The 20295-nt window shown below is 56.7% G+C and carries 17 protein-coding genes; 6 read left to right on the top strand and 11 right to left on the bottom strand.

Annotated features, from left to right (window positions below):
• Window position 1: 1 nt before the first annotated feature.
• The 3 genes from atpA to AAC632_RS06160 all read right to left on the bottom strand — a co-directional run bounded on the left by atpA (window position 2) and on the right by AAC632_RS06160 (window position 3185).
• Entirely contained in the window at window positions 2–1540 is a 1539-nt protein-coding gene (gene atpA / locus AAC632_RS06170; RefSeq protein ID WP_340252453.1) for a F0F1 ATP synthase subunit alpha, read from the bottom strand.
• On the bottom strand, window positions 1540–2100 hold the full coding sequence (locus AAC632_RS06165; protein WP_340297591.1) for a F0F1 ATP synthase subunit delta: 561 nt from the start codon (window positions 2098–2100) through the stop codon (window positions 1540–1542). The genes atpA and AAC632_RS06165 overlap by 1 nt, the downstream gene beginning before the upstream one ends.
• A gap of 296 nt (window positions 2101–2396) precedes the next feature.
• Window positions 2397–3185 carry a methyltransferase domain-containing protein gene (locus AAC632_RS06160; RefSeq protein ID WP_317656295.1) on the bottom strand — a complete coding sequence of 263 codons (789 nt, stop codon included), beginning with the start codon at window positions 3183–3185 and terminating at the stop codon, window positions 2397–2399.
• 63 nt (window positions 3186–3248) lie between these two features.
• Between AAC632_RS06160 and gloB the strand changes: the two genes are divergently transcribed.
• Window positions 3249–4037 (top strand): hydroxyacylglutathione hydrolase, encoded by a 789-nt coding sequence (gene gloB, locus AAC632_RS06155; protein ID WP_340298753.1) that lies wholly within the window; start codon window positions 3249–3251, stop codon window positions 4035–4037.
• 163 nt (window positions 4038–4200) lie between these two features.
• On the top strand, window positions 4201–6537 hold the full coding sequence (clpA, locus tag AAC632_RS06150) for an ATP-dependent Clp protease ATP-binding subunit ClpA (protein WP_340298754.1): 2337 nt from the start codon (window positions 4201–4203) through the stop codon (window positions 6535–6537).
• A 150-nt stretch (window positions 6538–6687) separates the two neighbouring features.
• Here clpA and AAC632_RS06145 read toward each other — a convergent pair whose 3' ends face one another.
• The 3 genes from AAC632_RS06145 to AAC632_RS06135 form a co-directional block, all read right to left on the bottom strand.
• On the bottom strand, window positions 6688–8223 hold the full coding sequence (locus tag AAC632_RS06145) for a peptidoglycan -binding protein (protein WP_340297596.1): 1536 nt from the start codon (window positions 8221–8223) through the stop codon (window positions 6688–6690).
• Window positions 8223–9425, bottom strand: coding sequence for a biopolymer transporter ExbB (locus tag AAC632_RS06140; protein WP_340297598.1), 1203 nt, complete (start codon window positions 9423–9425; stop codon window positions 8223–8225). Before AAC632_RS06140 ends, AAC632_RS06145 begins: the two co-directional genes overlap by 1 nt.
• 80 nt (window positions 9426–9505) lie before the next feature.
• Window positions 9506–10072, bottom strand: coding sequence for a gamma-glutamylcyclotransferase (locus AAC632_RS06135; protein ID WP_340297600.1), 567 nt, complete (start codon window positions 10070–10072; stop codon window positions 9506–9508).
• A 59-nt stretch (window positions 10073–10131) separates the two neighbouring features.
• Between AAC632_RS06135 and AAC632_RS06130 the strand changes: the two genes are divergently transcribed.
• Window positions 10132–11139, top strand: coding sequence for a DUF2125 domain-containing protein (locus tag AAC632_RS06130; protein ID WP_340297601.1), 1008 nt, complete (start codon window positions 10132–10134; stop codon window positions 11137–11139).
• Here AAC632_RS06130 and AAC632_RS06125 read toward each other — a convergent pair.
• The 3 genes from AAC632_RS06125 to AAC632_RS06115 all read right to left on the bottom strand — a co-directional run bounded on the left by AAC632_RS06125 (window position 11136) and on the right by AAC632_RS06115 (window position 15427).
• Complete coding sequence (locus tag AAC632_RS06125; RefSeq protein WP_340297604.1) at window positions 11136–12059, bottom strand: prephenate/arogenate dehydrogenase family protein; 924 nt, start codon at window positions 12057–12059, stop codon at window positions 11136–11138. The genes AAC632_RS06130 and AAC632_RS06125 overlap by 4 nt on opposite strands.
• Complete coding sequence (hisC, locus tag AAC632_RS06120) at window positions 12056–13150, bottom strand: histidinol-phosphate transaminase (RefSeq protein WP_340297606.1); 1095 nt, start codon at window positions 13148–13150, stop codon at window positions 12056–12058. Before hisC ends, AAC632_RS06125 begins: the two co-directional genes overlap by 4 nt.
• Window positions 13151–13234: 84 nt before the next feature.
• On the bottom strand, window positions 13235–15427 hold the full coding sequence (locus AAC632_RS06115; protein ID WP_340297608.1) for a primosomal protein N': 2193 nt from the start codon (window positions 15425–15427) through the stop codon (window positions 13235–13237).
• 253 nt (window positions 15428–15680) lie between these two features.
• On the opposite strand from AAC632_RS06115, the gene AAC632_RS06110 reads away from it, so the two are divergent.
• Both AAC632_RS06110 and AAC632_RS06105 read left to right on the top strand, forming a co-directional pair.
• Complete coding sequence (locus tag AAC632_RS06110; RefSeq protein ID WP_445322648.1) at window positions 15681–16394, top strand: DUF484 family protein; 714 nt, start codon at window positions 15681–15683, stop codon at window positions 16392–16394.
• Between the two features lie 4 nt (window positions 16395–16398).
• Window positions 16399–17325: a tyrosine recombinase XerC gene (locus AAC632_RS06105; protein ID WP_340297610.1), complete on the top strand. Its 927-nt coding sequence runs from the start codon at window positions 16399–16401 to the stop codon at window positions 17323–17325.
• On the opposite strand, the gene AAC632_RS06100 is transcribed toward AAC632_RS06105, so the two are convergent.
• Together AAC632_RS06100 and AAC632_RS06095 are read right to left on the bottom strand one after the other, a co-directional pair.
• Window positions 17322–18122: an inositol monophosphatase family protein gene (locus tag AAC632_RS06100; RefSeq protein WP_340297612.1), complete on the bottom strand. Its 801-nt coding sequence runs from the start codon at window positions 18120–18122 to the stop codon at window positions 17322–17324. The two genes, AAC632_RS06105 and AAC632_RS06100, sit on opposite strands and share 4 nt — an antisense overlap.
• 114 nt (window positions 18123–18236) lie before the next feature.
• Window positions 18237–19148, bottom strand: coding sequence for a LysR family transcriptional regulator (locus tag AAC632_RS06095; RefSeq protein WP_340297614.1), 912 nt, complete (start codon window positions 19146–19148; stop codon window positions 18237–18239).
• A 95-nt stretch (window positions 19149–19243) separates the two neighbouring features.
• On the opposite strand from AAC632_RS06095, the gene metF reads away from it, so the two are divergent.
• A complete protein-coding gene (gene metF, locus AAC632_RS06090; protein ID WP_340297616.1) occupies window positions 19244–20110 on the top strand; it encodes a methylenetetrahydrofolate reductase [NAD(P)H] in 867 nt (288 codons plus the stop codon).
• Window positions 20111–20295: the final 185 nt, after the last annotated feature.

The following is a 20295-nucleotide window of genomic DNA, read 5'->3' as shown; positions in this document are numbered from 1 at the left end:
CTTACGAGAAATCTGCGGCGAATTCTTCGATGACTGCCTTCAGTCGGTCGGCTGCATCACCTTTGATCTTTGGATCTTCATTGGTGATCCAATCGAGAACATCTTTGTGCTTCCCACGCAGATGCTGAAGCAGACCCTGCTCAAAGCGGCCAACTTCGCGCACGGCGATCTTGTCGAGGAAGCCAGAGATACCCGCGAAGATCACACAGACGATTTCTGCGTTGGTCAGCGGTGCATATTGTGACTGCTTCATCAACTCGGTCAGACGCGCGCCGCGGTTCAGCAAACGCTGTGTCGCCGCATCAAGGTCAGACCCAAACTGCGCGAAGGCCGCCATTTCGCGATACTGCGCCAGTTCCAGTTTCACCGAACCTGCCACCGATTTCATCGCATTGGTTTGGGCCGAAGAGCCCACGCGAGACACGGATAGACCTGTGTTCACAGCAGGGCGAATACCCTGATAGAACAAGTCGGTTTCAAGGAAGATCTGGCCGTCCGTGATCGAGATCACGTTGGTCGGAATAAACGCCGAAACGTCACCGCCTTGGGTTTCAATCACGGGCAGAGCGGTCAAAGACCCTGCACCAAGATCTTCGTTCAGCTTCGCCGAACGCTCCAACAAACGAGAGTGGAGGTAGAAAACGTCACCAGGATAGGCTTCACGCCCTGGGGGACGGCGAAGCAGCAAGGACATCTGGCGGTAAGCAACAGCTTGCTTGGACAGGTCATCATAGATGATCAGCGCATGCTTGCCGTTGTCACGGAAATACTCGGCCATCGCGGTCGCGGAATATGGCGCAAGGAACTGCATCGGGGCAGGGTCAGAAGCTGTCGCTGCCACAACGATGGAATATTCAATCGCGCCTGTCTCTTCGAGCTTCTTAACCAACTGCGCAACAGTCGAACGCTTCTGGCCAACCGCAACATAGATGCAGTAAAGCTTCTTGCTTTCGTCTTTGCCAGCCGCTTCGTTATAGCTTTTCTGGTTCAGGATCGCGTCCAAAGCCACGGCAGTTTTGCCTGTCTGACGGTCGCCAATGATCAATTCGCGCTGACCACGGCCGATGGGGATCATCGCGTCAACAGCCTTGAGGCCTGTTGCCATAGGCTCATGAACAGATTTACGCGGGATAATGCCAGGCGCTTTGACGTCCGCAACGCGGCGCTCTTTAGACTTGATCGGGCCTTTGCCATCAAGTGGGTTGCCCAAGCCGTCTACAACGCGGCCAAGCAATTCTGGGCCAGCAGGAACGTCCACGATCGAATTCGTGCGCTTAACAGTGTCACCTTCTTTGATGTCACGGTCAGAGCCGAAGATCACGACACCTACGTTGTCGGATTCAAGGTTGAGGGCCATGCCCATAATTCCACCTGGGAATTCGACCATTTCACCCGCTTGAACATTATCAAGCCCGTGAACGCGGGCGATCCCATCGCCAACACTCAGCACGCGGCCAACTTCGGCCACTTCTGCATCCTGACCGAAACTCTTGATCTGTTCCTTCAGGATCGCGGAAATCTCTGCAGCTTGGATCGCCATTATCCGACCTCTTTCATGGTGTTCTGGAGGGAGTTGAGCTTGGAGCGGATCGAGCTATCGATCATCTTTGAGCCAACCTTTACGATAAGACCGCCAATGAGGCTTTCATCAACGGTCGCATTCAAATTAATTTTCTTGCCCACGGAGGCTGACAAGGCTTTTGCCAGTTTATCCGCTTGGGTTTTGGTCAGGGCCTTGGCAGATACGACCTCTGCGGTCATCTCGCCACGGCTTTCAGCGATTTGAGCGCGCACGGCGCGCAGCACCATCGGCAGAACTAAGAGACGGCGCTTTTGCGCCATGATCTGTAGCGTGTTGGTTGCGACCATACCCAATTTCATCGCCTTGGCGACAGCGCCAACGGCAGCCTGAGACTCGCCACGGCGGTAGATCGGGGAGTAGATCAAATCGCGTAGGTCTGCGCTAGCGGCCAATGCGGCTTCGAGCGCGTCAACATCTTTGGCCAGCGCATCAATCGCTGCCGCCTCGGTGGCTAGGTCGAACATCGCGGTCGCGTAGCGCGCGGCGATGCCAGTTGAGATCGAAGCCGATTCGGACACGTCCACCCTTTCAACAATTTGGCTCGGGCAGCGTGAGGATCACGCCCGAGCAGTTCGTTCTTCGCGACTTGAAGATGCCGCCGTTCCTCAGGTTTGGCGGTCGTTTAGCAGAGGGTTTAATTTGCTGCAACCGCCGATGGCGCAAACATGATTTTAACAAAATCATTGTTTTTCAGCGGTTAACCAAATCTTTTTGCAGATGCGACGCTTTGAAGCTAAAAAAAAACGCGCGCATGGAGACGATTTTGACCCTAATCAAGGCGCAAACGTCCCGAGTTGGCCTCTTTTGGCCCACCTTAGCGATTCTGCATCTGCGAAATAGAGGGGCCTTTTTGGCGGCGCACGCGACCTGTTGCAGGGCTTGGAACACCATCAAGGATGCGCAAGGGATTGCGCATGCGTGCGGCGTGACCCCGTTTTGTAGGGGCAAAGACTTGCTTACTCGCTTCAACCATGATCACACCGCCTGCGTAGTGCGAACTCATCCAGCGCCCCGCGCGTTCCATCATATCGGCAGACCTGAGCCAGAACCGCGCATGGCTTGGCGGCGCAAAAAGTGCGGCACGGTGACGTTCTGGCACAAAGCCATGGTGGCGCAATTGTGCCTCAAGCTGGCTGAGGCTGTAGGGCCGCCCATAGCCGAAGGGCGTAGCATCGCTGCGCGCCCACAAGCCACCGCGATTTGGCACAATGAACAAAGCCCGCCCCCCTGCCCCAAGCGCGCGGGCGGCTTCATCCAAGAGCGCCGCAGGATCATCGCTTGTCTCAAGCCCATGCAGCATCACCAAGCGATCTGCCATGCCTTCTGACAAGGGCCAACGCGCATCTTCGCAAAGGGCCGCAACATTCGACATCCCAGCAGGCCAAGGCATCACACCCTGCCCTTGCGGCATCAAGCCAATCACGCGGCGCGATTGATCGAGATACGGGCGCAACAGCGGAACAGCAAAGCCAAAGCCCACCACAGTCTGCCCACTTGCGTTAGGCCAAAGTGACAACATCGCATCGCGCACGGCCTTTTGCGCAATTCGCCCCAATCGGGTGCGATAGTAAAATTGACGCAAATCAACGACATCAAGATGCATTGCAAAAGCCAGTCCGCTGCGATTGTCTTGAGCCATGTGTGCCACGAAGCTGAGGAGATTGCCATGACCACCGCCGCGCCCACCACTGAAATTGTGACAATCCCCTGCCTCAAGGACAATTATGCCTTTGCGCTGCATCTGCGCGAAACGGGTCAAACCTTGATCGTAGACGTGCCAGAAGCCGCGCCCATTGTCGCCGAATGTGCGCGGCGCGGATGGGTGATTACAGACGTTCTCTTAACCCACCACCATTGGGATCATGTGGACGGGTTGCCCGATCTGCATGCGGCGACCGACAGCCCAATTCGCGTTTGGGGGGCAGCCGCAGATGCCCACAGGCTGCCCGCGCTTGACCACGCACTGCACGAAGGCGATGTCATGGCAATCGGGGCCTTGCGTGGCACGGTTTACGATGTGTCTGGCCATACTGTGGGGCACATCGCCGTTCATTTCCCACAGGCGGGCGTGATCTTTACCGCTGACAGCCTCATGGCGCTTGGCTGTGGTCGCCTGTTTGAGGGCACACCCGCTCAGATGTGGCAAAGCTTGTCAACACTGACCGCACTTCCGCGTGATACGCTTGTCTGTTCTGGCCACGAATACACCCAATCAAATGCGCGGTTTGCCTTGACCATCGATCCCGAAAACAAGGCGCTCCAAGCTCGCGCCACCCGCATCGACGAGGCGCGCGCAAAAGGCTTGCCAACAGTGCCAAGCAGCCTTGGCATGGAATTGGACACAAACCCGTTCCTGCGCGCCAATGACCCGCAAATCAAAGCACATTTGGAGATGACAGATGCCAGTGACGCAGAATGCTTTGCCGAGATCAGGCAGCGCAAAGATCAGTTCTGATGGATTTTCACGCAAATTTGCGCCGATCGCAGGTTTTTTTTCAAGTTTAGCTTGAAACTGGCAAAATAAAACCGAAGCTTAATAGCGTGAGGCTATGGCTAGACTCAGTGCAGGTGGGCCGAACCCGCTTGCGCCTCTGGCCGCAACGAAAGGAGCACTTATCGTGCCGTCGTTTTCAAATACCCTAGAGCAGGCCATCCATGCGGCTTTGGCGCAGGCGAATGCGCGCAAGCATGAATTGGCAACATTGGAACATCTTCTGCTGGCGCTGTTGGACGAGCCTGACGCGGCCAAAGTCATGCGCGCCTGTAGCGTAGACATTGATGCCCTGCGCGAGACGCTTATCACCTTCATTGATGAAGAATTGGCCACGCTTGAGACAGATATCGAGGGCTCTGAGGCGGTGCCGACCGCGGCCTTCCAGCGGGTGATCCAACGCGCTGCGATCCATGTGCAATCCTCGGGTCGCACCGAGGTCACAGGGGCAAACGTCCTTGTCGCAATTTTCGCAGAGCGCGAGTCAAACGCAGCCTATTTCCTACAAGAGCAGGATATGACCCGCTATGACGCGGTGAATTTCATCGCACATGGCGTGGCGAAAGATCCGTCTTTTGGGGAAAGCCGCCCTGTTTCGGGCGCGACTGATCCGATGGACGAGGGCGTTGAAACAAGTGGCAACCCGCCTGAGGGTAGTGATGCCAAGGAGTCCGCCCTTGCCAAATATTGCGTTGATCTGAACAAAAAGGCGCATGATGGCGATGTGGACCCGCTGATAGGTCGCCATGATGAGGTGGAACGCTGCATTCAAGTGCTGTGCCGCCGCCGCAAGAACAACCCGCTCTTGGTCGGTGATCCTGGTGTTGGCAAAACCGCCATTGCCGAAGGTCTGGCGAAAAAGATTGTCGAGGGCGAAACGCCTGAGGTTTTGGCGAAATCCACCATTTATTCGCTCGACATGGGCGCGCTTTTGGCAGGCACACGCTATCGCGGTGACTTCGAAGAACGGCTGAAGGCCGTGGTCAACGAATTGGAAGACCATCCTGACGCAGTTCTTTTCATCGATGAAATTCATACTGTCATCGGGGCGGGTGCGACATCGGGTGGGGCCATGGATGCCTCAAACCTGCTTAAGCCCGCGTTGCAGGGCGGCAAATTGCGCTGCATGGGATCGACAACCTATAAAGAGTTCCGTCAACATTTTGAAAAAGACCGCGCGCTCTCGCGCCGCTTCCAGAAGATTGACGTCAATGAACCATCCGTTGAGGATTCGGTGAAAATTTTGCGCGGGCTCAAGCCTTATTTCGAAAGCCACCATGATGTGAAATACACCGCCGATGCGATCCGCACCGCAGTTGAACTGGCGGCGCGCTATATCAACGACCGCAAATTACCCGATAAAGCAATTGACGTGATTGACGAGGCCGGTGCGGCACAGCATCTGCTGCCAGATAGCAAGCGGCGCAAGACCATTGGCCCAAAGGAAATCGAAGCCGTGGTCGCCAAAATCGCGCGCATCCCACCAAAGAACGTCTCAAAGGACGATGCAGAAGTGCTGCGCGATTTGGAAAAAACACTCAAGCGCGTGGTGTTCGGCCAAGATAAAGCGATCGAGGCCTTGGCCTCTGCGATCAAATTGGCCCGCGCGGGTCTGCGGGAACCAGAAAAGCCCATTGGGAACTATCTCTTCGCGGGGCCAACAGGTGTTGGTAAAACCGAAGTGGCCAAACAACTGGCAGATACCCTTGGGGTCGAGTTGCTGCGTTTTGACATGTCCGAATATATGGAGAAACACGCAGTATCCCGCCTGATTGGTGCCCCTCCAGGATATGTCGGGTTCGATCAGGGCGGACTTCTGACTGATGGCGTGGATCAGCATCCTCACTGCGTGCTGTTGTTGGACGAAATCGAAAAGGCGCATCCTGATGTGTTCAACATCCTGTTGCAGGTCATGGATCACGGCACGTTGACCGATCACAACGGACGTTCGGTCGATTTCCGCAATGTCGTCTTGATCATGACCTCAAACGCAGGCGCAGCCGAACAGGCGAAGGCGGCTATTGGATTTGGTCGCGACCGCCGCGAAGGTGAGGATACCGCCGCGATTGAGCGCACCTTCACCCCTGAATTCCGCAACCGCTTGGATGCGGTGATCAGTTTCGGCGCGCTGCCAAAAGATGTAATCCTGCAGGTGGTTGAGAAATTCGTTCTACAACTTGAGGCTCAGCTGCTTGATCGCAATGTCACGATTGAGCTGACCAAACCCGCAGCAGAACTTTTGGCTGATCTAGGATATGATGATCGCATGGGCGCGCGTCCTTTGGGTCGTGTGATCCAAGAGCAAATCAAAAAAACACTGGCTGAGGAATTGCTATTCGGCAAACTCGCCAAAGGAGGCAATGTGAGGGTTGGTGTCAAAGACGGCAAAATCGACCTGCGCATCGAGAATGGAGCGCCACCACGGATCAGCTCAAAAAAGCCACCGCTGCTAACAGCAGAATGACCAGAGGCGCATTACAGAGCGCCCAAGCACAGTGTTTTCGTGCCTCTGGCCTTCACACACCAAGCGGGAAACGGGACGATACATCTGAGGAATCCGACTGATCCCCGAAGGTAAACTTATCTCAATACGCCCAGCAGAAATCGAACTGCGCTAACGTTCGGTCAACTTAAGTTCAATCCTGCGGTTTTGCGCACGCGCTGCGGCGCTGTCCCCTTCGGCCACCGGGTGGAATTCACCAAACCCTGTGGCGGCCAGTCTTTCAGCAGGAATGCCCAATTCTTCGTTCATATAGGTAACCACGGATAATGCGCGCGCCTGCGACAATTCCCAGTTGTTCGAAAATTCCGCATTGGCCGACAGCGGCACATTATCGGTATGCCCATCGACACGAATGATCCAATCGATACCATCAGGAACTTCATCGGAAACCTGGAACAGCAATTCAGCCACATTGGCAATCTGTGCGCGCCCCTCAGGGCTCAAATCAGCGCGGGCGCTCTCGAACAAGACTTCAGAGGAAAACACAAAACGATCGCCCACGATCCGCACGCCATCACGCCCCTCAAGCACCTCTCTTAGGCGACCAAAGAAATCGGATCTGTAGCGTTCCAAACGCTGCGCTTCTGCTGCTTCTAGATCAGCTCGCGCGCGCTGCTCGGCCGCGACTTGGGCGAGAGCCGTGTTCAATCGCGTTCCGAGCGCGTCAATTTGCACCTGTGCTTCCTCATCGCGCGCCTCGGATTCGTCCAAGATATTTTCAAGTGCGGCGAGTTGCGCGCGCAGGGCTGCAAGCTGCTCATTTAGAACAACCACACGCCGCTGCGCTTCGGTCGATTGCGCCTGCGCCGTGGCAAGCTCGGCATTGGCGACCGCTAAAAGGGCCTCTCGCTCAGACAGTTGTGATTGCAAATCTTCAACTGCGGGTAGGTTTTCTTGCGCCGCACGCGCCGCAGCCAATAGGGTCAGCGTTTCCTCTGCCCTTGCCCGCTCCTCCTCCAATACAAGGGTCAGGGCAGTCAATTCCGCGTCAGAATTGGCCAATCTCTCGCGCAGGGCTTCGGCTGCCGCAGCATCAGCCAAGCGCGCGGCTTCTTCGTCTGATAGCTGGGTTTGCAGGTCGCTGTTCTCACTGCGCAAATCTGCCAACAGCGCCTCAAGCGCCTCGCGCCGCGCAGCTGCTAGGCGCGCGGCCTCAGCGGCGCTGTCAATCTCGCTGCGCGCTTGCGCAAGCGCAAGGTTCAACGCCTCCTCGCGGGAGAGTGTTTCTGCAAGTTCAGCGCGCGTGCTATCCACTTGAGCGCGCAAATCAGCCTGGCGCGCCAAGAGACTTGCCACCTGCTCCTCGAAGGAGGCAATGCTTACCTGTGCGTCGGACAACTGGCCGCCCAATGTGGCAAGGCGCGTTTCAAGATCGCTAGAGCGGGCCTGTTCTAACCCAAGAGCATCACTGAGCGCATTCAATTCTGCGTTAAGAGCATCCAGCTCATTGTCCTGAGTGGCAATCTGATCACTCAACGCATCAAGCTCATCGTCCTGCATGGCAATCCGATCACTCAGAACAAACTGCACCACCATGAAAATAGTCAGCACAAAAATCATCACCATCAGCAATGCGGTGATAGCATCCACAAAACCCGGCCAAATCGCGGCGGAAAACCGATTTCCCGTTCTGCGGTGAAACGCCATCAGGCTTGTCCTTGCCCGTTTTCATCCGCCTCAGTCACACGGCGAATAGCGGCCGTCAGCGCGGCCATCTCACGGCGCAGCGCACGTACTTCGCTATCGTCACCAGACGACTGCTTTGCCCGCGCCGCCATTTGTTCAAAAATTTGCACAAGCTGGATGTCAATTGACCGCATTCGCGCGCGGGCTTCATCGTCAAATCCGCCCAGATGGCCCAGAAGCTCCAATCGCTGAACCAGTTGTTCTTGCGCATGAGCCTGACGTGCTGCGATCTCTTGCGATTGAGGGGTCATCCGCTCGGCCAAAGCCACAACTGCGCTGGTCATCTCTACCATCCGCGCTTGAAGTTCAGCCTGACGGACGTTGGATTGCGCGAACATCGCCTGAAGGCTGTCGATCTGGTCAACCATGTGATCCAAAACTGTGGCCACGGCCGCACGATCCACGCCGCCGCCATCTCCATCGGCATCAGACGAGGAAAAACTCATCCGCGTGATGGAGGACAGCCATTCTTCCATTTCACGGTAAAATCGGTTCTGGCCATGTCCTGCGAAAAGTTCCAAAAGCCCCACAACCAAAGAGCCCGCGAGCCCCAAAAGCGAGGAGGCAAAGGCCGTGCCCATCCCCCCCAACTGGCTTTCAAGCCCCGTCATCAGCCGCGAGAAAACCGCAAGCCCATCTTCACCGGCACTGGGCTGTAGACCGCGAATTGTATCCACAACTGCAGGCACTGTTGTGGCCAATCCAAAAAACGTGCCCAAGAGACCGAGGAAAATCAGCAAATTCGCCAAATAGCGGGTGATGTCGCGGCTTTCTTCCATCCGCGCACCTACCGAATCCAATACCGAACGGGTCGTCATGGTCGACAGCTGCATCCGTGCACCGCGCCCTTGCAAAGCGGCGGCTAAAGGCGCCAAAAGTTCGGGACGCCGTTGATCTGTCAAACCTTGCTGCGCCGCGCCTTCGATCCAGCGCACCGAAGAAAATAACTGCAGCACTTGCCAGAAACAGGCCATCACGCCGACCAAGAACACCACGCCTATGGTGCCATTGAGATAGGGGTTAGAGAGGAAAACAGGCAGCACCATGGGATAAACCACTGCGCCCCCTGCCGCGACCAAGCCGCATATGATCATCATCAGGAAAATCTGGCGGGTGGGGCGTGTAAAACTAGACTGCGCCCCGCTTCTGTTTATGCCGCTCATCAAAAACTCTCCTGCCCCGTGGCCTCGCTTGGGCCCAACCTACCGCCCTTCCATGGCTCTGCCAACAGGGGGGCGCAAGATCACGATGGTTTTATCTCTGCTTTTATCGCGGCAACGCGTGATTGAAGCCACGATAATTCGGCATCAGGAACGCCGATTTGGTGCAAATGCTCGGCTGTGTTGATCAGATATTCATCGTTTGGCCCCCGCCCGCCCACAGCGTGCGCGATAATCTGGGCTTGAGTCTCAAGGTCAAGGTTACCGCGATATTGGCAATGGTCAGGGTCAATGACAAAAGTCAGCACATTCTCGAGCGTCCCACCCGCTGACACATGCACCGTTTGGCGCGTCTCAAGATAGGCAGAGCTGACCAACTCACGCTCGCGCAAATATTCCAAGGTTGCGCTTTCATGACCATCAGTCACGCGAAACGCTACCCCGTCACAATGGGCATTTTTGGCCTGATCCAAGGCCAAAACCAACCCTGGTGCCTCGGGCGTGCCGCGGTGGTGAATAGAGGACATGCAAAACGACCGCCGCCATCCGATAAGCCGCGCATGCGCGGTCTGCGCCACAGGAAAGCCCGGGTTCCAGATTAGGCTGCCATAGCCAAAGACCCAGAGAGGTTCAAACTGTGCCTCAGACATGAGATGCCGCCTCGCTTTGGCGCTTGGCAGTCCTGACGCGCAGCGTTAAGGAATGGCGCATGAAAAAGGTTCTTATCATCATCGCGGCCCTTTGCCTGTTGGCCAGTGGGGTTTGGTTTGGGCTTGCCGCAGCAAGCAAATCGACCCTCGCAGCATGGTTCGAAGCACGCCAAGCCGATGGGTGGCTTGTCTCACATGATCCGATTGAGGTGAAGGGCTTTCCCCTCAGCCTGAATGCCACAATCCCGAATTTGGAACTGGCTGACCCTGAAACAGGGTGGCTTTGGTCGGGCCCAGCAATCTTGATTAATCAGGCCTTGCTGTCTGCAGGGCACATATCCGTTACATGGCCAAGCGCCCATGTTTTTGCCACGCCCGAAGCACGTTTCGATATCGCTTCGGCGCAGTTTCAGTCCAATTTGCAGCTTGAACCAACCAGCAATCTGGCAGTGTCAGGGGCGGCGACCCAGTTGCGCGATCTCACCCTTCAGCGCGCGAATGACGCTGCTTGGCAAGCCAGTTTAGACGCGGCCACGATCACATTCACCCGATTGCAGAATGAGGATCAAACCTATGATATGAATGCCGCAATCGAGGGGTTATCTCTCCCCCAAGGCCTGCGCGCGCGGCTTGATCCTGCGGGGGTCATGCCTACGATTTTCGAGCAATCCAGCCTTGATGCCACTTTGACCTTTGATCGACCGTGGGATTTGGACGCGCTTGAACAGGCCCGCCCGCAATTTACGGCCATCCAAATTGACCAAGCCTCTGCCATCTGGGGGGATATGGTTTTGCGCGCTTCGGGTGCGGTCACAGTGGATGCACAAGGCATAGCTGAGGGTGATCTGGCGCTTAGGGCGGAAAACTGGCGCGCGATGTTAGATATGGCCTTGCGCGCTCGGGTCATTTCGCAAGACCTGTATCAAATGCTAGATGGCGGGCTTGGGTTTTTTGCGCAGCTCTCGGGCCAGCCCGAAAACCTTGATATCATCTTACGCTTTAGCGGGGGTGCGGTCTTTGCAGGGCCGATCCCCATTGGCCCCGCACCACGCTTGATCCTGCGTTAATCTTTCTTGCGCGCGATCCGGCCAAAATCAGGCGCATCTGTATCCTGCCCCGCCTCAATAATGCCGCGCCGAATGGCGCGGGTGCGGGTGAAATAGGCGTGCAGATGATCCCCATCGCCCCGCCGAATAGCGCGCTGCAAGGCGAATAATTCTTCGGTAAAGCGCCCCAAAATCTCTAGGGTGGCATCTTTGTTGGACAAGAAAACATCCCGCCACATGGTCGGATCAGAGGCTGCAATGCGGGTGAAATCACGGAAACCCGCCGCAGAATATTTGATCACTTCACTATCCGTCACGCGGCGCAAATCATCAGCGACACCGACCATCGTGTAGGCGATCAAATGCGGTGTGTGGCTGGTGACGGCAAGAACCAGATCGTGATGATCTGCGTCCATTTCCTCAACCTTGGCACCGCACCCTTCCCACAGGGCGCGCAATCGCGCCACCGCATCAGGGTTGCTGTCTGCCTCTGGGGTGAGGAGGACGTAGCGATTATCAAACAACTCGGCAAAGCCCGAGCGGGGGCCAGAATGTTCGGTGCCTGCAAGCGGGTGCGCTGGGATGAAATCCACCCCTTGTGGCAAATGCGGGGCGACCGCATCGATCACCGCGCACTTCACCGATCCCACATCGGAGATTGTGGCACCTGTGGCCAAATGCGGGGCCATTTCAAGCGCTACGGCCTCCATCGCGCCAACAGGCACGCAAAGAACCACCAAATCCGCACCCACAACCGCGCTGGCCAGATCATCCGCGATATGATCACAAAGCCCGATTTCGCGCGCGACATCCCGCGTCTGGGGCGAGCGGGCATAGCCCACCACCTCGCCAGCAAGACCCGCTCGGCGCATCGCAAGCGACATTGAGCCTGCAATCAGCCCCAGACCGATTAGGGCAACACGGGTGTAAAGCTGGCTCATTTCGCCCCCCTTAAGGCGCGCATTGCCGCCAGAACATGAACATTATCCTCGGGCCGCCCGATGGTGATCCGCAGCCCATGCGGGATTTTATAAGACTTTGGCGCCCGCACGATAATGCCGCGCGATTTGAAAAACGCATCAGCCGCGTCAGCGGTCGCCTCATCCTCGAAACGGGCCAAGATGAAGTTCGCTTCACTGTCCGAGACTTTGATCCCCAAATCACGCAAGCCTCGCGTCAGGGTATCGCGTTCGGCATTGTTTATGCGCACCGAATTTTGGGCAAAGTCTTGATCTGCAATCGCCGCCTCTGCCCCTGCAAGCGCAAGGGTTGAGAGGTTAAAGGGCTGACGCAAACGCGTTAAAATTTCAATCAACCCTTTCGCGCCATAGCCCCATCCCACCCGCAGGCCCCCAAGCCCATAAAGCTTGGAAAAGGTGCGGGTCATCACAACATTGTCGCGCTCTGTTGCGAGGCTTGCACCGCCATCATACCCATCAACAAACTCTGCATAGGCCGCATCAATCACCAACAAACAATTTGGCGGGATAGCATCGGCCAAACGCGTCAATTCCTCATGGCTGAGAAAAGTGCCTGTTGGGTTTGCAGGGTTAGCAATAAACACCAATCGGGTGCGCGGCGTTATCCCCGCGATCACTGCATCAATATCGACACGAAAATCCGCCTCGGGAACCTCAACGGGTGTAGCGCCAACCATTAGTGCACAGATGCGATACATGGCAAATCCATGCTCGGTGAACAGAACCTCATCCCCCTGCCCCGCAAAAGCGTGGCACAGAAATTGGATCACCTCATCCGAACCAACGCCACAGATAATGCGATCAGGGTCAAGGCCGTGCAGCGCACCTATGGCTTCGCGCAAGGCCGTGTGACCCGTGTCAGGGTAGCGGTGCATATCCGCCGCTGCCGCCTCAATCGCCGCGCGAGCCTTGGGGCTTGGCCCGAACGGATTTTCGTTTGACGAAAGTTTAATCGGGTTTTGATGCCCCTGAAGCGCACTTAATCCGCCCTGATAAAGGGCAATCTGCATGATCCCTGCCTTAGGGTCAGGATATGTGCCACGCGCGCTCATGGATGCGATCCTTCTTGTCAAATCACCCTTGCCTTCTAACGGGGCTTGCGCGCCAAGGGAAGTTCCCGCGCAAAAATTGCCAGATCAATAGAAACTTTGCGGATCAATATCGACCGAGAGACGCAGCTTGTTGGAATATTTCAATCCGTTCAGCCAGTGCGCAAGCGCCGCTTGAATGGGCGCGCCTTTTGGGGCCTTGACCAAAAGGCGCACACGATGCCACCCCCGCACCCGTGCGACAGGCGCAGGGGCAGGGCCAAAAACCTGCGCCTCAATCTGGCGCAGCGCGCCATCATGGCGGGCCAGATGATTGCCCAGATCAAAACACTCGGCCAAATCGGGGCTTGAGATCACGATCCCCGCAAGCCTGCCATAGGGTGGCATCGCGGCCGCTTCGCGCATCGCGGCCTCGGCACGCCAGAACCCCTCATCATCATTGGCCAGAATGGCGGTGATCACGGGGTGCTCGGGCTGATAGGTCTGCATAATGGCGACCCCTGCTTTTTCAGCGCGCCCTGCGCGGCCTGCAACTTGGCGCATCAGCTGAAAACTGCGCTCAGCCGCGCGCAAGTCAGACCCGTGCAACCCAAGATCAGCATCCACCACCCCCACCAAGGTGAGGTTCGGGAAATTATGCCCCTTGGCCACCAATTGCGTGCCGATGATAATATCGCATCCGCCTTCTGCAATCTCAGCAATCTGTGCTTTCAGCGCGCGGGCGGAGCCAAACAAATCAGATGATAAAATCGCCACGCGCGCCTGTGGAAACAGGGCTTGCGCCTCTTCGGCAATGCGTTCGACCCCAGGCCCTAAGGCCGTCAACTTCCCCTCAACGCCACAGGCGGGGCAGGTTTCGGGAATATCTTTCGTCTCGCCGCATTGATGGCACATCAGCCGCTTTTGAAAGCGGTGTTCAACCATGCGGGCATCACAATGATCACAGGCAATTTGTACACCGCAAGCACGGCATAGGGTAATCGGCGCAAAGCCACGGCGATTGAGGAACAACAGGCTTTGCTCACCTGCTGAAATACGCGCCGCCACCTCATGCGCCAAGCTCGGTGAAATCCATTGCCCCGAGGGCACATCCTCAAGGCGCATATCAATCGCGCTCATCTGTGGCAATTCAGACGCGCCAAACCGCGCGGGCAGATCAAAGCGTTCATATTTGCCCGCCTCCGCATTTGCCCATGTCTCAAGTGAAGGGGTCGCCGATGCCAAGATCACCTGCGCGCCTGCAACGGAGCCGCGCAGAACAGCCATATCGCGGGCATTGTAGAATACGCCGTCTTCCTGCTTGTAGGAGGCATCATGTTCTTCATCGACCACGATCAAACCCAAATCTCGGAACGGCAGGAACAGGCTAGAGCGCGCGCCTACCACCAATTGTGCCGCCCCTTCGCCCACCATTTTCCAGACGCGCCGCCGTTCGGCCATGGTAATCCCTGAATGCCACTCGGCAGGGCGCGCACCAAACCGCGCTTCAACCCGCGTCAGGAATTCGGCAGAAAGGGCAATCTCAGGCAAAAGGACAAGCGCCTGTTGGCCTTTCGCCAAAGCCTCCGCAACCGCCTCAAGATAGACTTCAGTTTTGCCTGACCCCGTGACCCCGTTGAGTAGACTGGCCCCAAAGCCGCCTGCCGCAATTTTGTGGCGCAAGCGGCGCGAGATATCCGCCTGATCAGGGCTGAGGTTCTTGCCCTCAAGGTGATGATCCAAAGCGGGGAAAGGCGCATCGCGGGGAGCCTCGACTTGCGCCAATGCGCCTTGTTCGACCAATCCTTTGATGACCGCGCTGCTGACCCCTGCCGCCTGCGCCAATTCGGTTTGCGACAGCGCGGCGCCGCCATATTCGTCAATCACATCCATGACACGGGCTCGCGCATCCGTCATCCGTGCCGGCGTGGTCGCCCCCCGCGTATAGAGCCTGCGCGCTTGAGGCGAAGCCCCCAATGCAGGCGCACGCGTGGCCAAACGCAGCATCGCTGACAAGGGCGTAAAGGTGTATTGCGCAGCGCGCTCTAGAAATTGGCGCATTTCAGGGCGCATTGGCGCCACATCAACCACATTCGCGATTTTACGAATTTTTGTAGGGTCATAGCCCCCCTGCCCCCGCCCCCAAACCACGCCAATCACGCGGCGCGGGCCAAGCGGCACTTCGACAAAGGCACCTATCTCACAGCCCCCCTCTGGCGCGCGATAATCCAGCACGCGATCCAGCGGTTCAGCGGTCAGCACACCAACAAGCGTCCCTTCAGTGAAAAAATCAGCTTCCATCGCGTTGGCGTTCATTCTCTTTTGCATTCAAGGTCAAGCGGGATATATGCAAAGAACCACGCAAGCGCCGCGATGAAAAGCACCAAAACCAAGACCCCACGGCCCCATAATTTGCAGAAGCGAAAAAACAGGGCAGAAATCGGAAAAGCTTTGGTGTAAGGTGACGGCGTAGCGAGTAAGCAACACGGCACCAGACCGTGGCACAAATGAGATGCCCCCCAAAAGGCGGGGCGCGCAGAATGAGGCAAGGACAGTGACACAGAAAGCAGAAATGCTCGGCGATTGGCGTGAGCGCGTTCTCAAAGACCCCGAATTAATCCTAGAGGATCGCGACCTAATGCGCGTTCTGATCTCGGCCAATGATCGGCTGATGGGCGGGAATGTGGTCGATATGCGCGGCATTGCAATGGAGCGATTGGAAAGCCGCCTTGAACGCCTAGAGGACACGCATCGCTCTGTGATCGCGGCGGCCTATGAAAATCTGACGGGCACTAATCAAATTCACCGCGCCGTGTTGCGGGTGTTAGAGGCCGAGAATTCCGAAGATTTTTTGAAAATTACAGCCGCAGACCTGCCTGAAATCCTGCGCGTTGATCGCGCAAAATTGGTTCTCGAAAGCCATGAGGCCGAAGAACGTGACCCCGATGACCTGAGCGGTCTTGATGAGGTTCTCTCCATCGTGCCTGCAGGTTTTGTTGATGCCTATCTCACAGGCGGGCGCGATGTGCCCTCGCGTCAGGTTACATTGCGCGGCGCAAGCCCCCATGCCGAACAGGTTTTTGGCACGGCCGCAGAATGGATCAAATCCGAAGGTCTTGTGCGTCTGGATATGGGGCCAGATCGGCTTCCTGGGATGTTGGCTTTTGCCGCAGAAGACCCGCATCAATTCCGCCCAAGCCAAGGGACTGACCTCTTGGCTTTTTTTGCAGGCGTCTATGAGCGCGTGATGCATACCTATTTGGGCTAAACCCATGCTGATTGCCCCCGCCACCCGTGATCTTTTCGAGCGATGGATCACCCATTTGCGCGGGGTGGAGGGGCGTGCGGAGGCAACGATCGAGGCCTATGGGCGGGATTTGCGTGATTTTCTTGAATTTCACGCCCGCCATGACCCAGATAGCCGTGGCCCAAACGCCCTAAAATCTGTCAGCTTGCGCGATATGCGGGCCTATATGGCCGCGATGCGCGCGCGCGGTGTATCAGCCCGATCTTTGGCGCGCGCCTTGTCATCGGTGCGTAGTTTTTACAATTGGTGGTCAGACCACGATGGCTTTGATGCAAGCGTGGTGCTCTCTATGCGCGCGCCACGCTATCAACGCAGCCTGCCGCGCCCTCTGAGCGAAGGGGATGCACGCCACCTGCTTGACCAAGTTGCCAGCGAAGATCACCGCCCATGGGTGCAGGCCCGAGATTTGGCGATTGTCACGCTGCTTTATGGATGCGGTTTACGCCGTGGTGAGGCTTTGGCCCTCACCGGGGCGACCTTCCCCTTAGGCGATGTCTTACGGGTGCGCGGCAAGGGCAATAAGGAACGCGAATTGCCCGTCTTGCCCGCTGCACGCAACGCATTGGCGCGCTATGCCGACCTGTGCCCTTATGAATTGACAGCCGATGCGCCGCTTTTTCGCGGCATTCGCGGCGGCGCGCTGAACCCGCGCATCATTGCACTGATTGTCGAGAAAGCACGGATGCAGCTTGGCCTGCCCCCAAGCGCGACACCGCACGCGCTGCGACACAGCTTTGCAACCCATCTGTTAAATGCAGGAGGTGATTTGCGCGCCATTCAAGAATTGCTTGGCCATGCAAGCCTATCGACAACCCAAGCCTATACCGCGATTGACACGAAAAGATTGGTTGAGATTTACGAAACCGCCCATCCCAAAGCGCGCGCGGTTTAACTGTCCTCGCGGCTGCGGATGATTTTCGCAAAAGCCTCAAAAATCGGCTCAGCAGCGGCAATCAGGTGGCCATCCACCATCATATCCTGCCCTTCGCGGATCGGCTCAACAAAGCCGCCCGCTTCGCGCACGATCAACAGACCTGCGGCAAAATCCCATGGCTTAAGGTGGTAATCCCAAAAGCCCTCATAGCGCCCCGCCGCTACGTAGGCGAGATCAAGCGAGCCTGCACCCAAGCGGCGAACCCCTGCGCAAACGGGCAAAAGCTGACCCATATCGCGCAAGACAGCGGGCAGATATTTCTGCGTGCCAAATGGAACGCCCATTGCAAAGATTGATTCAATCAAGCGATTGCGGGCGGAGACGCGCAAGCGTTGACTGTCATTAAGCCAAGCGCCCGCACCTTTTTCGGCAAAAAACAATTCATCGCGGCTTGCATCATATACCACCGCAGACACGACCTCGCCCTTATGCTCAAGCGCGATGGACACGGCCCAATGGGGCAAACCATGCAGATAGTTTGTCGTGCCATCAAGCGGGTCAACAATCCAACGGCGGGTTGGGTCAGTGCCTGCAATCTCACCGCCTTCTTCGCCCAAGAAGCCATAATTGGGGCGTGCGCCCATCAATTCCTCGCGCAGAATTTCCTCCGCGGCCCGATCCGCACGGCTTACGAAATCGCCCGGCCCTTTTGAAGAAACTTGAAGGTTCTCAACCTCGCGGAAATCTTTCAACAAGCTGCGCCCCGCTTTACGGGCAGCTTTGATCATAACGTTGAGATTTGCAGAACCTTGCATCGCGGTATTCCTTTCGGGGGGCGTTTCGCCCAAGCAACAGGCGCGCCCTATAGCCCGCGCGGGGCCAAGTGCCAAGGGTGCAGGGGCGCGAATTCGTCAAAATCTGCGCGCGCGCTAACCACGGCGCTGTAATTTTGGCGGCTCAGTGCGCGCAAGGCGCAGCACATTGGCCATAAAGGGCTTGGCCGTATCTTCGGCACGCGTGGCCCCATAGAGGCGTTTGGTCACCCCGCTTTGTTTGAGACGTTTCGAGACAATAGAGGCGTTTTGCAACGCCTGCCCCCGCACAACCCAATCGGGCAAAACCGCCACCCCGCGCATGGAGGCCACCAAAAGAACGATCACGGCAGAGAGCTCGACCCGCCGAATTGCTTTTGGCTCAATTCCTGCGGGCATCAAAACTTCGGTAAATACATCCAACCGCGCGCGATCTACGGGGTATGTGATCAAGGTTTCCTGCGCGAAATCCTCGGCGCTGATGAAATCCTTTTGTGCAAGCGGATGATCCTTAGAGCAGATGAAAACAGGCTCATAATCAAAAAGCGGGGTAAAATCGACCCCATCCAAATCTTCTGGATCAGAGGAGACAACCAAATCCACCTCCTCGCGCAGAAGGGCAGGCAGGGCCTCGAATTGCAAACCGGGGCGAATATCGACATCAACCTCTGGCCATGCGGTGCGGAAAGCCTCAAGCACGGGCAAAAGCCAGTCAAAACAAGCGTGGCATTCAATCGCGATGTGCAACCGCCCTGCTTTGCCAGACCGAAGGCCTGAAAACTCATCTTCCAAGGCCTCGATGCGTGGCAAAACTTCTTCAGCCAAACGCAATAGCTTCATCCCCGCCGCAGAAAGCCGCATGGGTTTGGAGCGGCGCACAAATAGTTCCAACCCCGCTTGATCCTCAAGCCCCTTGATCTGATGGCTCAAGGCACTTTGCGTGATGTGCAACTGATCCGCCGCTTTGGCGAGGCCACCGCATTCATGGATCGCTTTGATCGTGCGCAGGTGACGGAACTCGATATGCATATCAACCTCATGTTGATGATGAATTTTATGAATTTGCTTCACTGAACATCTCTATGCGACAAGATCTCAAGCAATTCAAGGATTTCAGAATCACCATGTCCACACCGCGCATTTCATTCGAATTCTTCCCACCTCAGTCGATTGAGGCCTCCTTCCGCCTGTGGGACACATTGGGCAAGTTGGCCCCGCTCTCGCCCGAGTTTGTCTCTGTGACCTATGGCGCAGGCGGCACAACGCGGGATTTGACCCATGATGCTGTGAAAACAATCCACGCAAATTATGGCGTTGCGGTTGCGGCGCATCTGACTTGTGTGAACGCAACCCGCGAAGAAACTTTGGCCATTGCGGACAGCTATGCTGAGGCGGGCGTGACCGAGATCGTGGCATTGCGCGGCGACCCGCCGAAAGGTGCGGGCAAATTCACCCCCCATCCAGAGGGATTTGCAAGTTCGGTCGAATTGGTTGAGGCCTTGGCCAAAACGGGCAAATTCCACCTACGTGTGGGCGCTTATCCTGACCTGCATCCAGAGGCAGAAAACCTAGATGCCTGTGTCGAGTTCCTGAAGCGCAAGGTTGATGCGGGTGCAAATTCCGCAATCACACAGTTTTTCTTTGAAGCTGGTACGTTTTTCCGCTTTCGCGATGCTTGTGCGGATGCGGGTATCACTGCACCGATTATTCCTGGAATTTTGCCCGTCAACAATTGGACACGCGTGCGCCGATTTGCATCGGCCTGCGGCGCGCATATCCCCGCTTGGGTGGATGAGGCCTATGAAAAGGCGATCCGCGATGATCGCGAAACGCTGCTGTCGACCGCCCTGTGCACCGAACTTTGCACCGATTTGATCGAAGGCGGCGTTGAGGATTTGCATTTCTACACGCTCAACACGCCCGAATTGACGCGCGACATTTGCGCCGCCCTTGGCGTGACCCCGAAACAAGCCTTGGGACAAGTTGCGTAAAGCATAGAAACGGCGCCCTCAGATGGGCGCCGTTTTTTCTCTGGCCTGTTGGCAGAAAACACTTTATGCCGCAGCCTATGACAACAAAACCGCATCCTATCGCGCAAAAGCGCCGCCGACGCTAAGGCCTTGGCCCTCCCCGCCGCTTCTGGTGTGGGATTTGGTGCATTTTTTGTCCCGCTGCC

The organism is Roseobacter sp. HKCC-CH-9351 (genome assembly GCF_037830295.1).
GTDB lineage: Bacteria > Pseudomonadota > Alphaproteobacteria > Rhodobacterales > Rhodobacteraceae > M30B80.
The sequence above is the reverse complement of the archived record's forward strand: the minus strand, read 5'-3'. Positions and strand labels throughout refer to the sequence as shown.